General features: G+C 54.6%; 9 protein-coding genes. 3 read left to right on the plus strand and 6 right to left on the minus strand.

Annotated features, from left to right (window positions below):
• Positions 1-230 precede the first annotated feature (230 nt).
• A complete protein-coding gene (locus ACP5D4_RS10215) occupies positions 231-1,553 on the plus strand; it encodes a hypothetical protein (RefSeq protein WP_428011523.1) in 1,323 nt (440 codons plus the stop codon).
• Between the two features lie 130 nt (positions 1,554-1,683).
• On the opposite strand, the gene ACP5D4_RS10220 is transcribed toward ACP5D4_RS10215, so the two are convergent.
• Positions 1,684-5,364, minus strand: a complete 3,681-nt coding sequence (locus ACP5D4_RS10220) for a hydantoinase B/oxoprolinase family protein (protein ID WP_428011524.1) — start codon at positions 5,362-5,364, stop codon at positions 1,684-1,686.
• An 888-nt stretch (positions 5,365-6,252) separates the two neighbouring features.
• On the opposite strand from ACP5D4_RS10220, the gene ACP5D4_RS10225 reads away from it, so the two are divergent.
• Both ACP5D4_RS10225 and ACP5D4_RS10230 read left to right on the plus strand, forming a co-directional pair.
• Complete coding sequence (locus ACP5D4_RS10225; RefSeq protein ID WP_428011525.1) at positions 6,253-9,111, plus strand: filamentous hemagglutinin N-terminal domain-containing protein; 2,859 nt, start codon at positions 6,253-6,255, stop codon at positions 9,109-9,111.
• A gap of 139 nt (positions 9,112-9,250) precedes the next feature.
• The gene (locus ACP5D4_RS10230) at positions 9,251-9,466 is read left to right on the plus strand and encodes a hypothetical protein (protein WP_428011526.1); all 216 of its coding nucleotides are present in this window, start codon (positions 9,251-9,253) and stop codon (positions 9,464-9,466) included.
• A gap of 855 nt (positions 9,467-10,321) precedes the next feature.
• Here the strand turns inward: ACP5D4_RS10230 and ACP5D4_RS10235 are convergent.
• The 5 genes from ACP5D4_RS10235 to ACP5D4_RS10255 form a co-directional block, all read right to left on the minus strand.
• On the minus strand, positions 10,322-16,138 hold the full coding sequence (locus tag ACP5D4_RS10235) for a protein kinase domain-containing protein (protein ID WP_428011527.1): 5,817 nt from the start codon (positions 16,136-16,138) through the stop codon (positions 10,322-10,324).
• Positions 16,139-16,379: 241 nt separating this feature from the next.
• The gene (locus ACP5D4_RS10240) at positions 16,380-17,495 is read right to left on the minus strand and encodes a hybrid sensor histidine kinase/response regulator (RefSeq protein WP_428011528.1); all 1,116 of its coding nucleotides are present in this window, start codon (positions 17,493-17,495) and stop codon (positions 16,380-16,382) included.
• A 181-nt stretch (positions 17,496-17,676) separates the two neighbouring features.
• Complete coding sequence (locus ACP5D4_RS10245; protein ID WP_428011529.1) at positions 17,677-19,479, minus strand: putative bifunctional diguanylate cyclase/phosphodiesterase; 1,803 nt, start codon at positions 19,477-19,479, stop codon at positions 17,677-17,679.
• Positions 19,480-19,481: 2 nt separating this feature from the next.
• Positions 19,482-21,584: an ATP-binding protein gene (locus ACP5D4_RS10250; RefSeq protein WP_428011530.1), complete on the minus strand. Its 2,103-nt coding sequence runs from the start codon at positions 21,582-21,584 to the stop codon at positions 19,482-19,484.
• Between the two features lie 242 nt (positions 21,585-21,826).
• On the minus strand, positions 21,827-22,119 hold a 293-nt coding region (locus ACP5D4_RS10255), incomplete at its 5' end, for a zinc ribbon domain-containing protein (RefSeq protein ID WP_428011531.1).

Raw genomic sequence — 22,119 nt, forward strand, 5'->3', positions numbered from 1 at the left:
TGATGGGATGATGAGGTGATGGGGCGGATCGGGGTAATACAAAATTACCCAGGCTTCCTCAAGATTTTCCGCCCGCGTCATACATCCTTGTCTGTTGGCGGTGTACCTTGGCGGTGCGTGACGATCGATCGGTTGAACGATTCGCATCTTTTAAGTCACGCACCCGACGGAAACTGTTCGCTGTTCCCCCATCTCGAGTTGAAGACGCTCACACAACTGAACGAACAACCATGAACCGACACAGGCAAAGGTCATCCCCCCAACCCCCCTTGGTAAGGGGGGCGAAGGGGGGATGCGCGATCGCTCTTTGCCTGTGTTGCATTTTTACGGTGGTGTTGCTGGGGTGGTTCGGACGCGCTGACGGCTACGGCGTGACGGCGGAACCGCCGGAAACGCCGAGCCAGAGGTTGGAGGCGATCGACAAGCCGACTCCGGAGCGGGAGAGGGCTTCGTTATCTCGCGGAACGGCGTCTTTTGCGGAGGGGACGAATCAGGCGTTGCAGGCGTGGCAACTGTCGCAGTCGGCGAAGTCGCCGGAGGACTGGCATCGTGTCGCCCGCCATTGGACGAGTGCGGTGAGTGCGATGACGGCGATTCCGCTGGACGCGCCGGAACGGGCGTTCGCTCAGAAAAAGGTGTCAGAATATCTCTCGAACGCGAACTATGCGATCGCACAAGCTGCTGATAGCGGCAACCGACTGCCTTACGATACGTTTAATAGTCCGGTTTTGGACGAACAGTTCGCGCTGTATCGGTCTTATGTGGCGACGGTGGGGGTTCCCGACGTGCTGGTGGTGGGGAGTTCGCGGGCGTTGCAGGGTCTCGATCCCAAGGTGTTGCAATACGAACTGTCTCGCCGGGAAGCTTCGAATATTAAGGTTTTTAATTTCAGTGTCAACGGGGCGACGGCGCAGGTGGTGAATGCGTTGTTGCGGGAGTTCGTCACCCGCGTTGAGAAGGACGGAACCGTGGCGCTTCCGAAGGTGGTGGTGTGGGCGGACGGTTCGCGGGCGTTTAACAGCGGGCGGCGCGATCGCACCTTCGATCGCCTCGTCGCGTCGCCGGGATACCAACAGTTGCAAAATCCCCAGTTCAGTCCCTCGAAAGGTCCGGTGAGTTTGTCGATTTCGGCGATCGACGCCAACGGGTTTCGGGTGGTGAGCGATCGCTTCGACCCGCCCGTTTACTATCAACAGTATCCCCGCGTTTCCGGCGATTACGATCTCGATTATGCCAATTTCGACCTGGGCGGCGTGCAAGGAAACGCCCTCGCCGAGGCGATTCAGTTTCTCCAATCCCGCGAGATTCCCTTGATTTTGGTGAATTTACCCCTGACGCGAGACTATCTCGACCCTACCCGGTTTCAGTACGAACGGATTTTCAGCCAGTTTCTTCAGGAACAGGTGGCCGCCCGTTCTGGGGTGTGGGTGCGGGATTTGTCCCAACAGTGGATCGATCGCACCGACTATTTCGCCGATCCCAGCCACCTCAACCGCACCGGGGCGGCGGCGGTGGCGCGTCAGTTGGCGGGCGATCGCAATCTTCCCTGGTAATTTGGGATGATGGGGTGATGGTGCGATCGGGATGATGGGATGATGGGATGATGGTGCGATCGGGATGATGAGGACAAGGAAGAAATCGTTACCTGTTCACGGTCTACTGTTCCCCGTTCCCTGTTCCCTATCAATTCTCAATTCTCGAGTATCCTCCGCCGCCGGGAGTTTCGATGATGAAACAGTCGCCGGGATTCATCTCGACGATCGCCGTTCCGCCGAGTTCTTCGATTTCTCCGTCGCGACGCTGTACCCAATTTCGTCCCGTCGCGCCGTTTTCGCCGCCCCATAACCCCGCTGGGGGAACGACGCGATGACTCGAGAGTATGGCTGCTGTCATCGGTTCTAAAAAGCGAATTCGACGCAGGACGCCGTTACCGCCGCTAAATCGCCCTTTACCGCCACTTCCTTCCCGAATGGCAAATTTATCCAAAATCACCGGAAAGCGCCATTCTAGAACCTCTGGATCGGTCAGACGTGAATTTGTCATGTGGGTATGCACCCCATCGGTTCCGGGGAAGCCGTCGCCAGCACCGGCACCGCCGCAAATCGTCTCGTAATATTGATAGGTTGCGTTGCCAAAGGTGAAGTTATTCATCGTCCCTTGAGACCCGGCTAAAATGCCTAACGCTCCGTATAGGGCATCGGTGATGAGTTGGGAGGTTTCGACGTTTCCCGCGACGACGGCGGCGGGGGGTTTGGGGTTGAGCAAACAGCCTTCGGGAATGACGATTTCGAGAGGTTTTAAACATCCGGCGTTGAGCGGGATATCGTCGTTTACGAGGGTTCGGAAGACGTACAGAACGGCTGCTTTGCAGACGGCTCGGGGGGCGTTAAAGTTACTTTCGACTTGGGAGGAGGTTCCGGTAAAATCAATTTTAGCGGTGCTATTTTTGGAGTCGATGGTAATTTTAACGCAGATTTTTTCTCCCGTGTCGAGATACATCTCAAAACAACCGTCTGTTAAAACTGAAATGGCACGGCGAACGGAGGCTTCGGCGTTCTCTTGGACGTACTGCATATAGGCTTTTACGGTGTTTAAGCCGTAAGTTTCGATGGTTTTCAAGAGTTCGCGAACGCCTTTTTCGTTAGCGGCAATTTGTGCTTGTAGGTCGGCGATGTTTTGGGTTGCATTTCGGGCGGGATAGTTTCCAGAATTCAGGATTTTCAGCAATTCGTTTTCGCGGAATATGCCGTTTTCAACGAGGAGGAAATTATCGAGGAGAATACCTTCTTCGTCGATGAGATGGCTGTTGGGGGGCATCGAACCCGGTGTAATACCGCCGATGTCGGCGTGGTGTCCTCGCGAGGCGACGTAGAATAGGGGCGAATTCCGGTTGGATGAATTTTCGGGAAAGACGGGGGTAATGACGGTAATATCGGGAAGATGGGTTCCGCCGTTGTAGGGGTTGTTAAGGACGTAGACATCGCCCGGTTTGAGATGGTTTCTCTTTTCGGAAATTAACGCCTGAACGCTTTCACTCATGGAACCCAGGTGAACCGGGATATGGGGGGCGTTGGCGACGAGTTCGCCGTCGGCGTCGAAAATCGCACAGGAGAAGTCGAGGCGTTCTTTGATATTGACGGAGGTACTGGTGTTTTGCAGCGTTACCCCCATCTGTTCGGCGATCGATCGGAAAAGGTTGTTGAAAATCTCCAACATCACGGGATCGGCTTTTTCGGTGTCGATGTCGGGGGTGGCTTCCTCTGATGTGGCGTCGGAGACGGCGACGCGACGGGTGAGAATCAGATAGTTTTGAGATGTCAGTTCCGCTTCCCAGGTGAGTTCGATGATGTTGGTTCCTGTATTTTCGACGATAATCGCCGGACCGCAAATGCGATCGCCCGGTTGTAAGTCTTCCCGTCGGTAAACGGGGGTGTCTCGCCACGCATCCGATAAATAGGTGGAGACAGTGGCGACGGGTTGGGGTTGGCGGTTGTCTCTTATCGAAGGGGGGATAGGGGGCGAAGGGGATTCGCTGGGGCGAACCACTTCTACGGAGGCGGTGTCGATAATCAAGGGTTTGTCCGCCATGAGGAAGCCGTAACGCTGGCGGTGAATTCGATCGAACTCCTCTTTCATCTCCTCCATTTCGCCGAAATCCACAATCAGCGTGGAATCGGTTCCCTGATATTTCAAATGGACTTTTCGCAGAGTTTGCGTCGCCGAAACGATCGCATCGGGAGTTTCGGCGTCGAAGAGTTCCTGTTTGGCGGCGGTTTCCAACTCCGCTAACGTGGCGGTTAGGGATTGCATCCCCGCCTGCGTCAGTGGGATTTCCAGGGATTTTTCCTTTAAATTGCGAACGTCCGCCAATCCCATCCCGTAAGCGGAGAGAACCCCGGCGTAGGGATGGATGAAGACGCGATCGATCCCCAAAGATTCCGCGATCGCACAGGCGTGTTGTCCCCCCGCCCCGCCGAAACAACAGAGGGTATAGTGCGAGACATCGTACCCCCGTTGCAAGGATATCTTTTTAATGGCGTTGGCCATTTCTTCGACTGCGATGGCGAGAAATCCCGACGCAACCTGTTCCGGGGTGCGAGTGTCTCCCGTCGCCTCGTAAATCTCCCGAGACAGGCGATCGAACTTCTCGCCAACGATATCCTTATCCAGAGGTAAATTCCCCTTGGGTCCGAATACCGTCGGGAAAAACTGCGGCTGAATTTTCCCCAATAAAACGTTGCAATCCGTCACCGCCAAAGGTCCGCCCCGTCGGTAACAAGCCGGACCCGGATTCGCCCCAGCCGAGTCGGGACCGACGCGATAGCGAGAACCGTCGAAGTTGAGGACGCTTCCTCCCCCAGCGGCGACAGTGTGAATCGACATCATCGGGGTTCGCAACCGCACCCCCGCCACTTCCGTCTCGAAAGTGCGTTCGTATTCTACCGTTTGACCCGGTTCTCCGGCGTAGTGGGCCACATCGGTGGAGGTTCCCCCCATGTCGAAGGTGACGATTTTGTGGAATCCCGCCCGGATGCTGGTTTGTACCGCCCCGACGATTCCCCCCGCCGGTCCCGAGAGGATGCTATCTTTCCCTTGGAATTGCGAGGCGGGGGAAAGTCCGCCATTGGATTGCATGAATTCTAGTCGTTCGTCTGTGGGGGAGGAAAACAGGGAACGACTCACGCGATCGACGTAGCGGCGTAAAATTGGCGAGAGATAGGCGTCTACAACGGTGGTGTCGCCGCGACTGACGAGTTTCATCAGCGGACTGACGGCGTGGGAGGTGCTGATTTGCGTAAAGCCGATGTCGGCGGCGATTTGGGCGATGCGGCGTTCGTGGCGGGGGTAGCGGTAGCCGTGCATGAGGGCGATCGCACAACTGCGAATTCCGTCGTTGTAGGCTTGTTGCAGTTGCGGGATTAAGGCGGTTTCGTTCAAGGGTGTGAGAACTGTTCCGTCAGCGGCGTGGCGTTCTTCGACTTCGATCGCCCGTTCGTATAACATCTGCGGTAAGAGGATTTCTCGGGCGAAGATGTCGGGGCGGTTTTGATAGCCGATGCGCAGGGCGTCGCGGAAGCCTTGGGTGATGACGAGAATCGTGCGATCGCCTTTATGTTCGAGGAGGGCGTTGGTGGCGACGGTGGTTCCCATGCGAACTTCTGTAATCTCGCTTTCGGGAATTGCGTCGTTGGGTTGAAGTTGCAAGCAATCGCGGATTCCTTGAACGGCGGCGTCGGTGTAGCGTTCGGGGTTTTCTGAGAGGAGTTTGTGGGTGACGATCGAGCCGTCGGGACGTTTGGCGACGATATCGGTGAAGGTTCCGCCGCGATCGATCCAAAATTGCCAGCCGTTACGATTTGTCATCTCTTGTGTTCCAATTATTTTTCTATTCTGTGACAAAAAGCCACGCTTTCCACCCTGTTGAAAATATGCGGTAAAACTCTTGCTTTCGTCAAGCTGTTTCTTGGGTGGGAGGGAATGTCTTGGCTTTGAGGAGTTTTGGGTTCACCACAGAGACACAGAGGACACAGAGGGGTTTTGGGAAAGGGAGATTTTTGGGTGCATCTCAAGGGCTGTAAAAATATGACATTTGGGTAGGTTGGGGGGAACGGAGTGGAACCCAACGGAAGCTTGTCTCTGATGAATTTACATTTTTGATATATACCCGGTTTTTGGGCTTGGATGATTTTTTGTTCGCCACAGAGACACAGAGGACACAGAGGGGTTTTTGGGCAAGGATTCGTTCTGGGTTTTATGAGTTTTTTGTTTGCTGTAAATATAGCAGTCTTAAATCATTTGTGGATTCTCGATCTAGCTATAGCAAGGGTTTAGGGGGGTCGGTCTTTCCACGAATCATCTAGGATTGCTATACACAAAAAATAATCTAAAAAATAGATGTTTTTGGGCGAATAAATACGATTTATACTAGGCTAATTTGCTGTTTTTTTGTGTTTTTATTTGTTTTTTTGAGTTTTTAAGTAGAAATATACAGGAGTAAATGATTGGTTTTACGGAATTGAGGCTAGCGTTTTTAAGAGGGTAGATCGATTTTAATTTTAATGAGTTTTAAAACCGTTTAAAACCGTTTAAAACTGTATTAATTCGACGCGATAGAAAATATCGAATAAGCTGGTATCATCTCGTCTGATTGTTTGACTGTCATTGTTTGATATTGTTGTACGGTCGATCGCCCTCCTCAAATCACCTCCTCAAGTTATGTTGTATTTCTGGTTGTTCCTGGCTCTCGGAGGAATGGTACTGTTTCCTCTGCCCACGCTGGCGCAAATTGTCCCCGACGCGACACTCCCCAATCCGTCTCGCGTTTCTGTTGAAGGGGCTAGAACCCGCATCGACGGGGGAACGACATTAGGAACGAACCTCTTTCACAGTTTCGAGGCGTTTTCGATTCCCGCCAACGCCGAAGCGGTGTTTGAAAATACGCCGAATATTGACAATATTATTAGCCGCGTTACAGGGGGCGAAATTTCCCGAATTGATGGTTTGTTGCAAACTCAGGGAACGGCGAATTTCTACTTTCTCAATCCCAACGGCATCGTTTTCGGTGAAAACGCCCGTTTGGATGTGGGCGGGTCGTTTTTTGCCAGTACTGCGGAACGTCTGATTTTCGAGAACGGCGCAGAATTCAGTGCGGCGAACCCCGCGATGGAACCGCTGCTGACGGTGAGCGTTCCGGTAGGTGTACAAATGGGGCAAATTCCCGGTGACGTGCGAGTTGAAGGCAGCGGCCACCATCTCCTTCTCGATTGGGAAACTTCAGCCTTGTTGCGGGACGATCGCCCTTTGGGATTGCAAGTTCCCGAAGGTGAAATGCTGTCGTTTGTCGGGGGAAATATCCAACTTGATGGGGGAAACCTCACCGCCTTCGATGGAACGGTGGAACTGGCGGCGGTGTCGGGAACGGCGGTGAATTTCGGGCAACTGTCGGCGGTGGATGTCGCCGCTGCATCGGGGTTGGGTTCCGTGACGCTCTCGAACGCGGCGTCCATCGATGTCAGTGGCGAAAACGGCGGTGCGGTGGCAGTACTGGGGGCGCGGTTGGCGATAACAGAGGGGTCGATCGTGCTTTCGGACACTTTCGGCGATGGCGTGGGGCGTCCCCTGATGCTGCGAACTACGGAGTTGGTGGAAGTGGTGGGGGCGACGCCGGACAGTTTGGCGGACAGTTGGGTGGTGAGCGGTATTTTCCGCAACGCGAGTCCCGAGGCGACGGGAACTGTGGGATCGATCGTCATTGAAACGGGACGGTTGAGTTTGCGAGAGGGCGGCTCGATTTTAAGTTATACCTCTGGGGCGGGAAACGCGGGAAATATCGAGGTTCGCGCCAGGGAAATCGAAGCGATCGCCACGACGCCCGATCTGTTTTTGCCCAGTAGACTGTCTTCGCGCACCGACAGTTCCGGTAACGGCGGTCAGATTACCCTCGAGGGCGATCGCCTCTCCGTGCGCCATGGGGCGATTATTTCAAGCGAGACCACGGCTGAGGGAAACGGCGGTTCGATTTCGATCCGAACCCGCGATCTCGAAGTGGTGGGAACCTCGCCGGATTTGCTTCCCAGCAGCATATTCGCCAACGTAGACACTTCCGGACAAGGCGGAACCGTTGACATTGAAGCTCGAGACCGACTCGTTATCCGCAACGGGGCGGTGATTTCGACCCTTACCGTCGGAAGTGGCGATGCGGGGTCGGTGGTCGTTCGCGGCGCAAATGTGGAAGTGTCAGGCACCTCGCCAGACGATTTTCCGAGCAGTATCAGTGCAGAAGCCTCGTTGTTCTCAGAAGGGAACGGCGGCGATGTGACGTTGGAGGTCGATCGACTCACCATCAGTCACGGCGGAAGTGTCTCGACGCAAACCGCAGGATCGGGAAACGGCGGAAATCTCGTCGTGCGGGGCCGGGACATCGAGATTTTCGGAACCAGCCGCGACGAAGCCTCAATCAGCGGCTTGGGGGCTGATGTTTTTCCCGGTGCCACGGGAAACGGCGGTACGGTTCTCGTGGAAGCCGATCGCATCCGCTTGTACGATTGGGGGACGATTAGTAGCGCTACCTTCGGAGAAGGAAACGGCGGTACCGTGACGGTGCGGGCTAATGAAATCGACCTCTCTGGCAGCGATTCTGAAATGGGTATTCTCACAGTTATCGCCGCCGACAGCCCCGAACTCGATGCGGTGTCTCGGGAATCTCTGCGAGAATTCTACGGTTTGGAGATTGCTGGGGGAACGGGAGACGCTGGAACGGTCAACATTCGCGCGGAAACGGTGCGAATCCGAGAGGGGGCGGCGATTTTAGTCGAAAGCTATCTCGAGGGCGAGGCGGGAAATTTGGAAATGAAGGTCGATCGACTGTTCCTCGACGGCGGCCTTCTCAGTGCCGATAGCGTCATGGGCGATCGCGCTAATATCCTCCTCGAGACGGGAACTCTACAACTGCGACGGGGAAGCCGCATCACCACCAACGCCCGCAATTCGGCCACGGGAGGCAACATCCACATCGAAACGGACACCCTCGCCGCCTTGGAAAACAGCGACATCACCGCCAACTCAACGAACAATTTCGGCGGACGGGTAGAGATTCAAACTCAAGGATTGTTTGGTATCGCTTCTCGCAACGCCTTGACTTCCGACAGCGACATTACCGCCACCTCCGATCTCGGCATTGGCTTTAGCGGCGTTGTCTCGCTGCAACAGCCAGATGTGAATTCGACAAACCAGTTCTTACGGCTACCAGAAGAACCTGTCGATATATCGGGGTGGATTCTCGATCCCTGTTCGCCGTTGGACGCGGGGAGTTCCTTTATCGTCAGCGGACGGGGGGGACTGCCCGAAAATCCCCTCGAAGTCGCCATTCCTCCGTCTCTCTGGCGGGATTTGCGCCCCATCCCTAACGCTGAAACTTCTCCAGCGGAAGCATCAGAGGCGGGAAATTCGTATGTTTCCGATATTTCCGAGTTTAGCCTCGCTTCGAGAGAACCGTTGCCGTGGCTGGAGGCGAGTGGCTGGCGCAGGACGGAAACCGGAGCGATCGAACTCGTCAGTCCAGTTCCGGCGACGGATTCCTTCGTTACACCTCAAAGCTGTACTTCACGATGATAGCGATCGATATCACAGCGAGGAAACGGGTGCGATCGCGAGAAAGGTTCGGCAATATCACGCCGTCACGGGGGAACGAGTCACCGCGCATCCCGGAAAATCCAGCGATACTAAAGACATCGAGTTCAGAGGCAGCGCAATGTTTCCCCAACTTCAACTCCTCCCCGGCGCCATCTCCGAAATCCTCGCTTCCGTTACCGATACGGGTTTCTTAACCGTCAGCGATCGCTACGGTTTAATGGCAGCGGTTCTCGACGAGAGCCTCAACGAGAACGATCGACGTTCGGCGAACCGCCTCCTCAGAGCGGTGTTACGCGGACGGGTGCAAGTGGTCGATCGACTTTGTGCGGCGTAAAGGGTACGACGAAACCCTCTCTCTGAACTCGAAAAGTTTCCTCTGTCTGTTTGATAGTTCCGACTTTCCTCCCGAGTGATGCCGGGAGGTTTTTTTTGGGTAAATTGACGAAGCGGTACGACGATGATATTTATGAGCGAGTAATTACCAGTAGTGTTGAGCCAGTCAAAAGAGAAGAAGACTTGTCGTGGCATCAAGTCAATCGCATTCATCAACAGATATACGAACGAAAAAAATAACCTAGGATGGCTAATAGATATTTGTAGCTTGGATCGATCGAGGAAACCTAATGAGACGAAATCCCGTTGACTGATGTTGAGTTTCCCTTTCGCTACACCCAACCTACACCAGCCCAAAATCCTTGAAATATCTGTAGAAAGCTTAAATAAAAAGGGTCTTCGGAGTTTGAGGTGATAAGCAGATTTTATATACCCCCAACCCAGATTTTATATGGGTCTCCGCCGTTTGCGGGGGAAAATGTATAGCAAAATACAAATACCTGGAGAATCGAGAGCCAAAACCCCTGAAATCTCGTGAAGTCAGTTTTTCTGTCACCCTAAACGGCGAAGAGCCTTTTATATTCAAATTTATAAATTACACCATAATTTCCGAAGACCCAAAAAAAAGGGTGTAATACCATTTTTCTAAAATTATGCTACTGATAGTCCGTAAGTTTCCATCGACGATAAGACGGGTTAATTTGATGCTTTCATCAATGGCAGCGTTATTAAAAATTGGTATAAAAGCGCCTCGATCGCATTTTAAAAGACAAGGAAACTACCGAATTCAATTCGAGGTTTAGACCCATAAAATAGAAGTACAATATCGTCCTGGATTTTGCCATATTCCCATCCTCTAAGACGTGGGAATTTCGATAACGAACTCCGTTCCTTCTCCGAGAGTCGAATGACAGGTTAAGCGGCCGCCGTGTTTTTCTTCAACAATTTGATGGGAAATGGACAAACCGAGTCCCGTTCCTTTTCCGACGGCTTTAGTCGTGAACATTCGATCGAATATTTTTTGTCGCACCTCTTCCGTCATTCCCGGGCCGTTATCGCGGATGTGGATTCTGACGCGATCGCCCGTTTCATTAAGTTCCGTGCGAATGACGATGCAGTTGGGATGTCGTTCGAGGTCTTCAAAACTGCGGCCGTGACTGGCTTCGTCCAAGGCGTCGATGGCGTTGGCGATAATGTTGGTAAACACCTGGTTGAGTTGTCCGGCGTAACATTCGATTTGCGGAAGCTCGCCATATTCCTTCACCACCTCGATGGTGGGGCGCTCCTTGGTAAACTTCAAGCGAGGTTTGAGAATCATCAAAGTACTATCGATCCCCTCGTGCAAGTCTACGGCCACCTTCGACGAGGTATCAGCCCGAGAAAACGTCCGCAGCGATCGACTGATTTGGCGAATGCGTTCGGTTCCGACTTTCATCGAATCGAGAATTTGCGGTAAATCTTTCACGATAAAGTCGAGATCGATTTCCTCAATTTCGTCTTCAATATCTTCCCCCGGTTCGGGAAAGGTTTCCTGATACATCTCCAGCAACCCGAGGATATCCTCAATGTAGCCCTGAGCGTGGCTGAGGTTAGCATCGACGAATCCCACGGGATTGTTAATTTCGTGGGCGACGCCGGCCACCAACTGCCCCAAGGTGGCCATTTTCTCGCTCTGCACCAACTGTAACTGCGTCCGTTGCAACTCTTGCAAAGATTCTCGCAGTTGCGTCGCCCGTTCCCGTTCGTGCAATTCCGACTGTTTCAAGTTTTCGTAGAGGCGGGCGTTTTCCAGGGAAATGGCAGCTTGGGCGCACAGCAACATTAAAACGTCGAGGCGATCGCGCGTAAACGCTCCCACCGTCAAGCTGTTTTCCAGATACAGAATCCCGATCAGTTTCCCCTGACCTTGAATCGGGGCGCAGAGGAGGGATTTAGGCTGGCGATCGCGAATATAGGGATCGTTGACAAACGCCGATTCCGCCGTGGCGTCATTGAGAACCACGCTTTCGCCGGTTCGGGCGACGTAATGGAGGGTGGAGAGGGGGAGACAGTCGCACTGTTCGACGGGGAGCGATCGCCGTCCTGCCAAAGGTTCCCCGAGACCCCCGCGAGATCTCCGAGAGCCGTCTTGAAGCGTTGAAAACGAGCCGGGCCCTTTCTGCTGCGAAATCTCCACCGTGAGGCCATCGTTTTGGACGAACACGATCGATCCCCCGGTCGCCCCGGCGTTGGCTAACGCCAGTTCCATGAGTTTGTCGAGGAGGCGATCGAGGACGATTTCCCCCGATAACACCTGGGCGGCTTTCATCACCGTCGTCACGTCCAACACCGCCGCCCGCGATCGCGTATAGTTAATACTGGTATTCGTGGGGCAGCTACCCTCGATGCCCCATCCCTCCTCGTTTTGGGAGGCGACGGCCGCCACCGTCAACAGCGATCCGTAGCGGCGATCGAACTGTTGAATTTTCGCCGTTGCCCCCCATCGCTGATAGGCCACGTAAGCTTCGCCGAAATAGATTTTGGCAATTTTCGGTTTGCCGCGAGCGTACCAAAAGCGGCCGGCTAACTCGTTCCCTAGAGCGACCCACTGTATAGCATCGCTGGCCGTGGCCAGTTCGATGGCGCGATCGTAGCGATCGAGCGCCTCGAGATCGCGATCGTGCAACCGTTCCCACTCCGCCGTCAGTAACGCCGCTAGACAGGCGAAGGTTTCCGGGCAACGCTGCCCCCACTCCTCAAATTTCTGGCGAACGGCTTCGATGTCCTCCCGGGCGGCGTCTCGTTCCTCCCGAGAAAACTGAGGGAACAAGGCGGCCAAACACAAGGCGACGACCGCCTCGTTGAGGGCGATGGCCATCGATCCCGACAGAGAGGGCAACCGCTCTCGCGCCGTTCGGGCAGCGTCCAGGGCGTCTTCGTATTCCTCGAAGCCGTAGAGAACCCAAGCTTTATGGACGTAGTACAGGACTGCTGAGGCGTCGTGGCCGAACTGCCGACACCGTCTGAGAAATATAGTTTCTGTCAACTGTCCCCAGCGAAACTCGCCCTCGTCGGGGGGGGTCTGCTGCCTAGAGGTGGCAGGGTCGATCGGGTTGTCTGCATTAGCCGGGGAGGGGACGCGAGCGATCGCCCTCGACAGGGGCAACATGACGCTGGCGATGCGATCGAGGGCCCAGCGATGTTGGTACTTGCGACACCATCCCATCCACCGCGTCGCGTCTCGCGCCAAGCGCTCGAGGGATTTTCCGCCATAAAAGGACAGACACAGCCGTTCGGCCAGACTGTACCCGGCGCCGAATACTTCTGCGGTTTCTACACCGAGGCGATAGGCTTCGTCGAGGAGCGATAGAGCCGTTGGCAGCGGTGTCGTCCAGGGCAAAACGCAACTGCCGACAATACCGTATACCCAACACTGAATCTGGCCCCGTTTCGTGTGGGCGGCTTGAGTTCGGGCAAATTCTGCCCAGTCCGCCACGGGGTCGAGGGAGCCTTGTTTTAACTGAGCGACGCCGTACAAGGCTGCTGCTAGGGGCATTTCCGGCGTAGCGACCCCCAGGCGCTGCGATCGCTGCAACAGTTCGGCCGCCAGCGGGTCTACCCGAGAGGGACTGCACAGGTGGAACAGGATAGCGAGTTGGCCGAAAACGTCACTGGCGGCCGCCGCTTCTGCCGTGAAGTCTGCCGTTTCTGTCGGCAGGTTAGACCGGGATATTGCGGAGGACGGCGCGGCGGAGGCGTCCGACCGGGACGAGACGATCTGGCGAATCGGCTCGTCGTCGGGGAGGGACAGTCGTTGCAGGGCGTTTCGGGCGCGATCGAGGGCGTCGTTGTAGCGACCGCAGAGTTGGTAGGCGGCGACGGCTAAGCGATCGATAGCGGTTTGGGCGCGAGCGTCGGGGGCTTGGCGATCGAGGAGGTCGAGTAGTTCGATGGTGCGATCGAAATTGCCCTGTAATAGGTTGGCCCGAGTCCGTTCGAGGTGCAACTCGAAAGCTAACTCCGGACAGGTTTTCCACATCGGCGTCGGGAGGGCTTCGATTCCCATCAGGTCGTAGGTGAGGGCGCTGGTATAGTCCCGTTCGGCGAAGCTTTGGCGGCCGGCTTCGAGGTTGAGTCGTCCCCGTTGGATTTTATCGGCGTCGTCGGCGATGGCGGTTTTGCCCAAGTTCCAGTGACGCACCACCTCGAAAATGCGTTCGCTCTCGCTATCCTGTTCCGATTGACTGCGATCGCTGTAGCGGCGATCGAGGACTTTTCCAATTTGTAGGTGAAGGGCGTCTTTGCGATCGCTCTCGACGATGGAATAGGCGGCTTGTTGGACTTGCGGGTGAAGAAATTGATAGCTCAAGAGCAATACCCCCCGTTCGTCCGTGTTGGCAGATCGTGAAGATAGCGGTTTTGGCGATGGTTTTTGTTCGGAAAATTTTTTACTTGAATTGGCGTTTTTTCTTGAATTTTTAGATTTGTTTTTGTTGGGATAAATATCTTTATTTTTATTAGATAAAACCGCAGGAGTGGACTGCAAAAAATCTTCGCTCGACTCAGTTTCTTCTGGGGAAGGCGCCCCCCCGAGAAACTGTTCTCGCCGAGGTTGTACCAACCCTTCGACCAAAGCCGGGACTAAATCTTGAAACAAATCTCGCAACTGGCCGCCCGTCAGTTTGCTGAGAACGTCGAGGTCGAATTCCATACCCATACAAGCGCCCAAACTGAGGAGTTCGCGGGCGCGGTCGGGGAGTTGTTGCAGTTGAACGAGTAACAACGAGAGAACGTTATCGGTAATTTCCTGAGCGTCAATTCGATCGATATCCCACTGCCAACTCATAGACTCGTCGTCGAAAACCAAGAGATTTTCGCGATGGAGAGTCTTGAGAAATTCCCGCACGAAAAACGGGTTGCCATTGGTTTTTTGAGAAATCCGGACAGCTAGGGGCATCACCGACTTGCGATCGTGATCGAGCGTATCGCCCACCAACTGAGCGATGGCGTCGAGGGGCAGCACGTCCAATTTCAGAATGTCGAGGCGTCCGAGGCGTCCCGTCTCGCTACGATAACGCTGCAACCGATGAAACAACGACCGTAACGGATGGTCTTTTCCCACCTCTCCATCCCGATAAGCCCCCATCACCAACAGCGATCGCGACTGGGGATCGCAGAGGACGGCTTCAATGGCATCGAGGGTTTCTGCGTCTGCCCATTGGAGGTTATCAAAAAAGACCACCAGCGGCAGGTTACTGGAGCAAAACACCCGCAAAAACCGTTGCAAAGCTGATTTCAAGCGAGGCCGGTCTAAGGCATCGATCGAAGGCGACAGACCCTCGTTTTCCCAACCGCTCTCGGGGTCGCCGGGAGATTCGAGAACCAGCTTCAATTCCGGAACCACGCGGACTAACAGCCGGCGATCGCGCCCTAACGCTTCCGTGAGGCGATCGCGCCAACCGGCCAGTTGGCGTTCCGTTTCCGTCAGCAGTTGTCGAACCAGTTCCCGCACCGCTTCCACAATGGGGGCGAAGGGAATTTCAGAGCGAATCGACTCCCCGGACTCGAACTGACCGGAGACGAAATACGCCCGTTCGCGGAAGCGAGACGGAGCGTTTTCCCGTCGCACGGGCTTGTAACTTTCGTGAGCGAGAGCCGATTTACCGATTCCCGAATCTCCCACCAGGAAAATCGCTTCCGGCGGCGGCGATTCCGGACTCGAGTTTTCTCCGTCGATGGCACCGACTCGCTCGAACGCCTCCCGCAACCGAGCCAGTTCCGCCTCCCGACCGTACAGTTGCGCGGGAATGCGGAACTGATTGACCACATCGTTTTCGCCGGGGATCACGTCTTCGATGGTGCCGGTGGCTTCGAGCTGCATCAAACACAGCACCCAATCCGCTTGAATGCCCCAGGCGCTTTGATAGCGTTCTTCGGGGGTTTTCGCCAGCAGTTTCATCACGATGTCGGATACCGCCTGGGGAATACTGGGATCGACTTCAATGGGGGGCGTCGGTTGTCCGGCGATGTGACAGTGAACCAACTCCATCGTGTCGGTAGTCTCGAAGGGGAGCCGTCCCAGGAGCATTTCATAGAAGGTGACGCCCAGGGAATAGAAATCGCTGCGGTAGTCCAGGGGACAGTTGGTGCGTCCCGTTTGTTCGGGGGACATATAGGGCAGCGTTCCTTCGAGGACGGTGGGATTGCGATTGCCCAGGGGGTTATCGGGAGAAATTTCGATGGAAATGCCGAAATCGATGAGTTTGACGCGATCGAGGTCGCGGTTGTAGAGAATGTTGGCGGGGGTAATGTCTTTATGAACGATTCCGGCGGCGTGAATTTGACCGAGAATTTCGGCAATTTGCGAGGCAATGGAGAGGAATTCCGAGAGGCTGAGGCGACGTTCGGCCAGTTCTTGCTGTAAGGAAACGCCCCCGAAATCTTCGAGGACGATCGCCATGGTATTTCGGTCTTTGGCTAACTCGTAAGCTCGGGCGATGCCGTCAATTTCCAGCCGTTGAGTAATATGATATTCCTGTTGGTATCGGGCGAGTTCTTTGGGCGTGGCGCGATCGCTTTTGAGAATTTTCAGGACGACGGGCAAACCGTCTCGTTCCCGCTGACCTCGATAAACCAACGAGTTCACGCTTTCGTAAATTAGCGTACCGATTCGATACCCAGGCAGAAGAATCATGTCGAATAATTGATAATTGATAATTGATATAGCAATCCTAAATAGGTTGTGGAATAAACGGTGGACAACCAGAAAACCGGGTACAGAGATGAAAGTTTCAGAGTTTTTTTCGAGTGTTTTAATCTATGACAACTCATTTGAGAAGGCTAGACTCGATCGTTGACCGTGGATAGTGTCACGTTATCTCATCACCCCATCTCATCTTCCCCTCATCTCATCCTCCCCTCATCTCATCCTCCCCTCATCTCATCTTCCCCTCATCTCGCGATTTAAGGGGAAAGGAAACCGCAACGATCGTTTGTTTACCGGGGATGCTGTCGATACTGAGGCGGCCGCCGTTGAGTTCGGCGAGTCGTTTGGCGATAGCTAAGCCCAAACCGGAGCCTTGCTGTTCGTAAATTTTGCGCTCGAACTGTTCGTAAGCTCCGACGCGATCGATCTGTTCCGGTTGGAACCCTCGACCGCGATCGACGGCCGACAACACGAAGCGATCGCCCTCGAGTCGAGTGCGAATTTCGACGGGGGTTCCCGGCTGGGAAAATTTAAAAGCGTTATCCGTCAGTTCGGCGGTGGTTTTGGCAATCCAGTTTTCGGCCACCTCGAGGGAAGCGTCGTCGAGGTGGAGTTGTAAATCGCCAGCGCGATCGTACTGTTTGGCTTTTTCTTGTGCCACGCTTTCAACGACCTTTTTGGCCGCATCGGTTTTTCCGTCGAGGATTAACTGCATCCGGTCAGAATCCCCTTTAATCAGTTCGAGTTGAGCGTAGAGCAAAAAATTCTGTATCAAATGATACAACCGCTTCGCCGAGTTGCCAATACTGGCGGCCATCTCCTGAATTTCTTCGCCGCTCATACTCTCGGCGTCTTCTTGTAAAAAAGTGGCGTAGCCGAGAATCCCGTTGAGGGGGGTTAACAGTTCGTGAGGCAGAGATCGCGTGAGGTTGTGGCGCAGTTCGTCGAGTTTGCTTTGAGAAGCGCGTTCGAGGGTGGCTTTTTTTTCTAAGCGAGTGGTAACGGTGCCGAGGAGTTCGGCGATGGTAAAAGGTTTGGGTAAATAGTCGTCGGCACCCATTTCCATCCCTTGGCGAATTTGGTTTTTTTCGGCTTTCGCCGTCAGGAAAATAAAGGGAATGGTTTGGGTGGTGGGATTTTGCCGCAAAGCTCGCAAGACGCCGTAACCGTCGAGTTCCGGCATCATCACGTCGCAGATAATCAAATCGAGGGAATGTTGGCGGGCCAGTTCGACTCCCACGGCGCCGTTTTCCGCTTCGAGCGTTTCGTACTCGGCTTCAGTGAGGATTTCGACGATGATATCGCGAATATCCTGTTCGTCTTCGATAATTAAGATTTTGCCCATCGGCTGTTTTCTCGGTGAATTGACTTCAGGGTGAGAGCGGACTCAGGCCAAGGAATCGTCTTTTTCGGGGGGCTAGGTTGTCGGTGGGAAAGTTGTCCTGCCAGGGAGCCGTCTGCCAGCGAGAGGAGAACGCTCGCAGTTCTCCCACATGACTGAGAATTTCTCGAGGTTTTTCTCGAGGTTAACGACACTTGAGCCGTTTGTCCTGACGTAACAGTTCGGCGAATTCCGAGGCGGGAAGGGGGCGACTAAAGAAATAGCCCTGCATGCGATCGCATCCCTGTTGGCGGAGGAACTCGAGTTCGGCTTGGGTTTCGACCCCTTCGGCGATCGATTGCAAACCCATTTGACGGGCTATTTCGATGGAGGCTTTGGTAATGGCGGCGTTTTTCGGGTTTCGATCGATCCCCCCGACAAAGCATCGATCGATCTTCAAGATATCGAAGGGAAACTGTTGTAAATAGCCCAACGACGAGTATCCGGTGCCGAAGTCGTCGATGGCGATACTGACCCCGACGGCTTTCAACCCTTCCAAGACGCGGACGCTGGCTTCGGGGTTGCGGACTAAAATCGTTTCCGTCAGTTCTAATTCTAAATCCCGAGGGTCGAAAGATAGCTCTCGAAACAATTGGGATAAATGCTGTCTGAGGTCTCCGTAACCGGATTCCATCAGACTCGAGAGGTCGAACTGTCGTCCGGAGAGGTTAACGGCGACGCGCACTTTTTTCAAGCCGGATTCTTGCCACATCAAGCTTTGCTGACAGGCCGTTTTGAGAACCCATTCCCCAATGGGTACGATGGCGCCGCATTCTTCGGCCACGGGGACGAAGCGGGCGGGGGATACAGCGCCTCGGGTGGGATGATGCCAGCGCAACAGGGCTTCAGCGCCGATGATTTCCCCGCTGGCCAAACTCACTTGGGGTTGGTAGTACAGAGCGAATTCATCCCGGTCGAGGGCGTAGCGCAAATCGGTTTCGAGGGCCAGTCGATCGGAGGTATCGAACAGGGCAGCGGTGTATCCTTTAATTTGGTTGCCCCCTTGCTGTCGGGCTTGGCGCATGGCCTTTTTGCTCTGCCCCAGTAAGGCATCGAGTTGTTGGGCGTCTCGGGGATAAAAGGCCATGCCGATGCTGGCGCTGAGAAAGATTTCGCGGCCGTCGAGGTCGAAGGATCGGCCGAGGGATTCTCGAATTTTCTCCGCTTGCGCTTCGGCCTCACAGCGGTGTTCGACCCAGCGAGGGACGAGGGCGAACTCGTCTCCTCCCATGCGGGAGAGAATCGCCCCTTCGCCGAGACCGGCTCGCAGCCGTTGGGCGGCAATTTTCAGGCAGCGATCGCCGAGTTCGTAGCCCAGTTCGTCGTTAATGCGGGCGAATCGATCGAGTCCGATATAGAACACGGGAACGAGGCTCGACCCATCGAGGCTACCGCCGGGATCGATACCGGACTCCGCTACGATTCGATCGAAATTTTCCCGCAGTGCCAGTTGGTTGGGCAGTTCGGTCAAGCTATCGTGATAGAGCAGATATCGCAGTCGGTTTTCCGCCTGTCGGAGTTTAGTTTTATAACTTTGTTGGGCTTTTTGCAGTTGTGCGGCGTACTGTTGGCGCACCGAAGAGGATTTTTTCAACCGCGTGTTGACGGCACCGAGCAGCTCGTCGCGAGTAAAGGGTTTGGTGAGATAGTCATCGGCGCCTAAATCCATACCGACGCGGAAATCGATGCGATCGGCTTTCGCCGATAAAAAAATAAACGGAATCGTCTCGGTTTCCCGCAAACTGTTGAGTTGAGTCAGTACGCCATAACCGTCGAGTTCCGGCATCATAATGTCGCACAAAATCAAATCGGGTTGGTGTTCCCGTGCCAGTTGACAGCCCACGACGCCGTTTTCTGCCTGTAAAACCTCGAACCCTTCGGCTTCGAGCATATCCACGAGAATATCGCGCACGTAATCTTCGTCTTCGATGGCTAAAATCGTTGTCACGATTATCGCTCCTGCCTCAATGGAATCGTCACTGTTACGGTCGTTCCCTCCCCTTCTTCACTGCCGATTTCAAGGTCTCCGTTATGTAAATCTACGGATTTTTTGACGATCGACAATCCCAAACCCGTACCCTGTATGTTACCGACATTTTTTCCACGATGGAACGACTCGAAAAGATGCTTTTGGTCTTCTAAGGGAATTCCGATGCCGCGATCGCGAATTTGAAACACAACTCGGCCTTCGTTGCACTCCACCTCGAACTCGATGGGACTGCCCGCCTCAGAATATTTCATGGCGTTCGAGAGTAGGTTGGCCAGAATTTGCCGTAACAGGCGGGCGTCTAGTTCGAGATCGACGTCACCGCTACCGTCACAGGGACCGCGATGGCGGAACTCGACGGGGTGGTGTCGGTCGTCGCTGACGTTGCATCCGTCGTCGATAAGAGCTTCGCACAAGGCTACGAGATTGACGGGGGACGGGGAAAATCCTAACTGTCCTGTTTCGGCTTTGCTGACCGTTAAAACGTCGTCGAGTAACCGCGTCATGTGGGCGACGGTGGCATAAATTCGATCGAGATAGTTTTGTTTTTTCTCGTCGCTCCATTTTCTCCCGTAGTGTTTGAGCAGTTCGGCCGACCCGAGAATGGTGGTTAAGGGGGTGCGGAACTCGTGAGAGGTCATGGTGACGAAACGGGATTTCAACTCGTTGAGTTCTTGTTCGGCGGACAAGGCTTGCAGCAGTTTGGTATTGGTTTCTTGAATTTGCGCGGTGCGTTCTTCGACGATGCTTTCGAGTTCTTGGTTGAGGGTTTTGAGGGCTTCTTCGGTGAGTTTGCGATCGGTCACGTCCATGCTGGCGCAGACGATGCCGCGCACGAGACCGCTGGGATCGTAGAGGGGTTCGACGGTTAAATCGTAATAACGAAAGTTTCCGTTGAGAACCAGGCAAATTTCTTCGCGGGTTCCCGACTTCGAGGCGAGAACGCCCTGTTCGATGTCTGTGAGTCTTCGTGCGTCGTCCTGGGTGAAGATCTCGGCGTTGCATTTGCCGATGAGGGTCTCGACCTCGAGTCCGGGGGGCGGGTTGTACGCCCAGGTGTAGCGCAGTTCGGCGTTTTTGGTAAAAACGGAAATGGGAGAGTTTTTTAAGGCGATCTCGAACCGTTCTTCGCTTTGGTGTAAGGCGGCTTCGATGTCTTGCCGTTCGGCGATTTCTCGCTGTAATTGTTCGTTGGCCGTTCGCAGTTGTTCGGTTCGTTCGTCAACCCGCCGTTCGAGTTCTTCGGTCAGTTCGGCCAGGGCTTTTTCGATGGTTTTGCGTTCGGTGATGTCTCGCGCCACCCAGATGGCGGCGTCGGATTCGGGCATGGGGGAGACGTTGGCGGCGAACCAGATTTGACGGTTGTTGACCGAGAGGCTGTATTCAAAGGGGACGATCTGTTGGGTTTGTAAGGCGCGACGGACGGGGGCGAGAAAGCGTTGGCTGCTGTTGGGATGAAGGAATTGGTCGATGGTGCGATCGATGAGGGGCTTGCTGTCGGAGCTGTCGTCGAGAACGGCTTGGGTGGGGGCGATTTTGATGCTGTTTCCCGAGGCGTCCACGACGAGAACCACGTCGGCCATGGCTTCGAGAATCTGACGCAACTGCATTTCAGAACTCTGTAATTTGAGATCGAGTAGGTTTTGTTCTCGAAGTCCGTCGGAGAGGCTGTTGAGGAGGTGGCGGCGGGAAACTACCCCGATGAAGCGGCCGTCAGCGGCGACGACGGGAACGAGGGGGCGATCGAGACTCAGTTCGAGTAATCGATCGTGGTTGTCGAGTTCCTCGGGGGTTGCGGTGTCACCGACCGACTGCATGAGGGTGCGGACGGGAACGGTTCGATCGGCGGCGGGATCGGCGAGGACAGCCAGGAGATCGGCGGCGCTGAGGAATCCCAACAATCGATCGCCCTCGACGACGCAGAGGGGTTCGCTGGACGATCGAGTTTCGGAACTCAGCCAAGTTAAGGCATCTTGTAAGGGGGTATCTGGGGAGATACGAGGGGGATGGCGATCGAGGTAGGAGTCGAGACTTCTCGACGATCGAAACGGATCGAGACTGGGCATGATAAGCCGAGTGACACTAGGAGAAAGGGTATTCGGTGCTTTGTGCTTTTGCTATACTCTCTCCATTTTGACATTCTTGATCGATCGCTTGGCATGGGATGGGAAAGGATAAGGTGATGATGAGTTCTGGTGAGGATGAGAGAATGTGGTGATTTCACTTCAACCCGTCCCATCCATCACCGGGTCAACTCCTCAACTGTTTTGACATCCTCCCCGGCGTGAACGCACGGGGATTCCAAGAATCACTTCTTGGGCTTCCTCTTTCCACGATTCGACTTACCTTGAGGGGTTTCCCCACCAAGGCAGAGGTCGATATCTCCAGAGGCGTGAATTCCCGTGTGCCCCACGGTACGCAAAGCTAATTCAAGGATGTTGATGGCGGCGTTCCCATCCCGGTCGATGACCAACCCGCAGTGAGGACAGCGATGAGTTCTCATTGACAGAGACTTTTTGACGTTTTCCCCACAGTTGGAGCAAGTTTGACCGAGAATCAGGGTTTCAAGCCCCGCCCTTCCAGGGCGGCATTTAAAATGCT

This window comes from Baaleninema sp. (assembly GCF_049974805.1).
Classification (GTDB): Bacteria; Cyanobacteriota; Cyanobacteriia; order Cyanobacteriales; family Geitlerinemataceae; genus Baaleninema.

Coding starts and splice junctions, on each gene's coding strand:
- ACP5D4_RS10215 (WP_428011523.1), top strand. CDS start 231: ATGAACCGACACAGGCAAAGGTCATCCCCCCAACCCCCCTTGGTAAGG.
- ACP5D4_RS10220 (WP_428011524.1), bottom strand. CDS start 5,364: ATGACAAATCGTAACGGCTGGCAATTTTGGATCGATCGCGGCGGAACC.
- ACP5D4_RS10225 (WP_428011525.1), top strand. CDS start 6,253: ATGGTACTGTTTCCTCTGCCCACGCTGGCGCAAATTGTCCCCGACGCG.
- ACP5D4_RS10230 (WP_428011526.1), top strand. CDS start 9,251: ATGTTTCCCCAACTTCAACTCCTCCCCGGCGCCATCTCCGAAATCCTC.
- ACP5D4_RS10235 (WP_428011527.1), bottom strand. CDS start 16,138: ATGATTCTTCTGCCTGGGTATCGAATCGGTACGCTAATTTACGAAAGC.
- ACP5D4_RS10240 (WP_428011528.1), bottom strand. CDS start 17,495: ATGGGCAAAATCTTAATTATCGAAGACGAACAGGATATTCGCGATATC.
- ACP5D4_RS10250 (WP_428011530.1), bottom strand. CDS start 21,584: ATGCCCAGTCTCGATCCGTTTCGATCGTCGAGAAGTCTCGACTCCTAC.